The sequence below is a fragment of the Deferribacterota bacterium genome (assembly GCA_034189185.1).
Lineage (GTDB): Bacteria > Chrysiogenota > Deferribacteres > Deferribacterales > UBA228 > UBA228.
On the sequence record JAXHVM010000210.1, the window covers coordinates 1 to 2790 of the forward strand.

General features: G+C 26.2%; 4 protein-coding genes. 3 read left to right on the top strand and 1 reads right to left on the bottom strand.

Translation table 11 applies throughout. The annotated features are described in order from the left end of the window. On the top strand, positions 1 to 1293 hold a 1293-nt coding region (locus tag SVN78_10000), incomplete at its 5' end, for a glycosyltransferase (protein MDY6821938.1). A gap of 19 nt (positions 1294 to 1312) precedes the next feature. Here SVN78_10000 and SVN78_10005 read toward each other — a convergent pair. After that, entirely contained in the window at positions 1313 to 1942 is a 630-nt protein-coding gene (locus SVN78_10005; protein MDY6821939.1) for a nitroreductase family protein, read from the bottom strand. Positions 1943 to 2259: 317 nt separating this feature from the next. On the opposite strand from SVN78_10005, the gene flgM reads away from it, so the two are divergent. Then, on the top strand, positions 2260 to 2583 hold the full coding sequence (gene flgM / locus SVN78_10010) for a flagellar biosynthesis anti-sigma factor FlgM (protein ID MDY6821940.1): 324 nt from the start codon (positions 2260 to 2262) through the stop codon (positions 2581 to 2583). Between the two features lie 24 nt (positions 2584 to 2607). Beyond that, positions 2608 to 2790: hypothetical protein (locus SVN78_10015; GenBank protein ID MDY6821941.1), on the top strand; the 183-nt coding region annotated here is incomplete at its 3' end.

Here is a 2790-nt window from a genome sequence, read left to right on the forward strand (position 1 = left end):
ATTTTAGCACTTTTATTAATAATTATAATTTATATTTATAATAAATTTAATAGAGAAGTTGAATATTATAATTATTCCTTTGATTATGAAAATTTAAAAATTATAAAGCCTCTGAATATAGCAATGTTTACAAATAATTATTTGCCCTTTGTTGGAGGGGTACCTACTTCTATATACAGGCTCTCTAAAGGGCTTAGCAGGATGGGTCTTAAACCAATAATTTTTGCTCCCTCTTTTAATGATTGTAGATCTTATAAAATATATTATAAAGATGATATAGAAGAGATTAGGTTTAAATATTTATTTAAATATAAAAAATTTAGCAATATCCCTATTACTAATATTCTTAATCCAAATATATCAAAAATATTTGAAGAAAAAAATATAGACATTGTCCATGTTCATCATCCTTTTTGGATGGGTAGAAAAGGTATGCGATTATCTAAGATTTATAGATGTCCTTTGGTATTAACCTATCATACTAGATTGGAGAAATATTCACACTATGTACCAATAGGTAAGAAGATCTTTAAAAATGTGCTATCTCACTATATAATTAAAAATTTTGCAAAGAAATGTGATTTAGTGATAGCGCCAACAACTAATGCAAGGGATTACCTCAAAAATATAGGTGTTAGATGTAATATTGAAATTTTGCCAACAGGTGTTGATTTTGACCTTTATAAGAGTGTTGCTAAATCTGATTTAACTAAGTTAGAAAAAAAATATAAAGAGAAACCTAATGAAGTTATACTTATTACTGTCTCTAGATTGTCAAAGGAAAAAAATCTATATTTTATTATAGATGGAATAAAAATTTTAAAAAACTTAACAGATATTCCTTTTAAATTATTGATAATTGGTAAAGGTGATGAGAAAGAGGCATTGGAAAGTTATATTAAAAAGTTAGAACTAGATGAAGTTGTAATATTAGTGGGTGAAGTTTTGCCAGAGAATATCGCTAAATATTATATATTTTCTGATATATTTGTTTTTGCATCAACAACTGAAACTCAAGGTTTGGTTTTACTTGAGGCAATGGCTGGTGGATGTCCTGTTGTGGCTGTTCAATCGAGTGGTATAGATGATATTATAAATAATGATTACAACGGCTATAAAACCCCTGAAAATATATATAGTTGGGCTGAAAAGATTAAAACAATAATTGAAAATAATGAAAAATATAATGAGTTGTCAAATAATGCTCTTAAGCACGTAAATAGATATTCAATTGAATTGATTGCAGAAAAGGTTGCTAAATTATATACAAGGTTACTTTTGGATAAAAAATAGAAGTATAATATTATATTATTTATAAATAACGAACAAATTCTACAAGCTTTCTCCTTTCTCCTCGTTTGTTTAATTTTATATTTTTTGCGGGATATCCTATAGCTATAAGTAATGGTATTATTTTGTAGTTATCGATATTAAATGTATCTTTTATTTTTGCCTCATCAAAACCGTCCATTGGATGGGTTTCAAGACCCAAAAATCTTGCGCTTATCATTATGCTCATTGCGAAAAATGAGGTATTTTTTACTGAGAAAATAGACCTTTTATATGATTTGTAATCATCAGAATATAACTTTTTGGCCGTATTCTTGTATATATCTATTTTATCACTGGTAATATTACCAATTTTAACCCAATTATTCAATACTCTATCTATGTTTTCTTCAACTGCCTTTGGATTAGCTATTATTATTAATACAGCACTTGCTTCTTCTACCTTTGGTTGATTAAAAGCACACTCTCTTAATAATTTTTTGTTTTCATCCTTTTCTACAATAATTACTTCCCAAGGCTGCAGATTTATTGAAGAGGGTGAAAGGTTGGCTAATTCTAATAGTTCGTTTAACAAGTTTCTATCAATTTTTTTCTCACTATCAAAGTAGTTAATTGACCTTCTATTCTTTATATATTTTATACATTCATTCATTTTTATCTGCCTCTATTAAAATTAATATTAAAATCATATATGTATTATTTAGAAATATAATAAATTATTTTAATTGTCAATATTAATTAAATTTGCAAAATATTATATATTAAATTTAAATACTTGCTCAAAAGTTGTTAAAATACTAAAATTTATTTAAGGTTTTTTTGAAGAAATTTTATAGGTTAATTATATAGCAAAACTTAAAACTTTAAATTAATAATTTTAGCTTTATAAAATTTAAATAAAATATATAATAATTATTACTAAAGTTTTTAGCTTTTCTGACGATATATATTTAAAAAGAGGCCAATACCATGCAAATAGAGGATAAAACAAATATAAGCAGTTTTGAAAACCTAAAAGATGTTAATAAGCAAGCTGAAGTAAAGAGAAAACAGTTAGAGAGTAGTAAAGTAAAGACAAATAAGACTACTAATGTTAATAACAGTGATAAAGTAGATATATCACAAGATGCATATAAGACAAATGAGATGGTTAATACATTAAAAGAGATGCCAGATATAAGATATGACAAGGTAGATGCCCTAAAAAGGGATATTGATTCAGGTAATTATAATGTAGAGGGTAAAATGGTAGCTGACAAGATTATGAAAGATATATCAGAAGGTAAATATTAATAATAATTTATAAGGAGGTGCCCTATGAGGATAGCTGAGCAAACTAGTATGTATATAAATGATAAGATAAATAATATTCAACAAACAAGATATGATAGGCAGATTAGTAAGACATACAAAGACCTACAAAAAATAGAAAACTCCCTTACAAGGCAAATCCAAAGAGAAGAATTAAAGGCAACCCCTGGAGTTATAAACAAGGTGAGG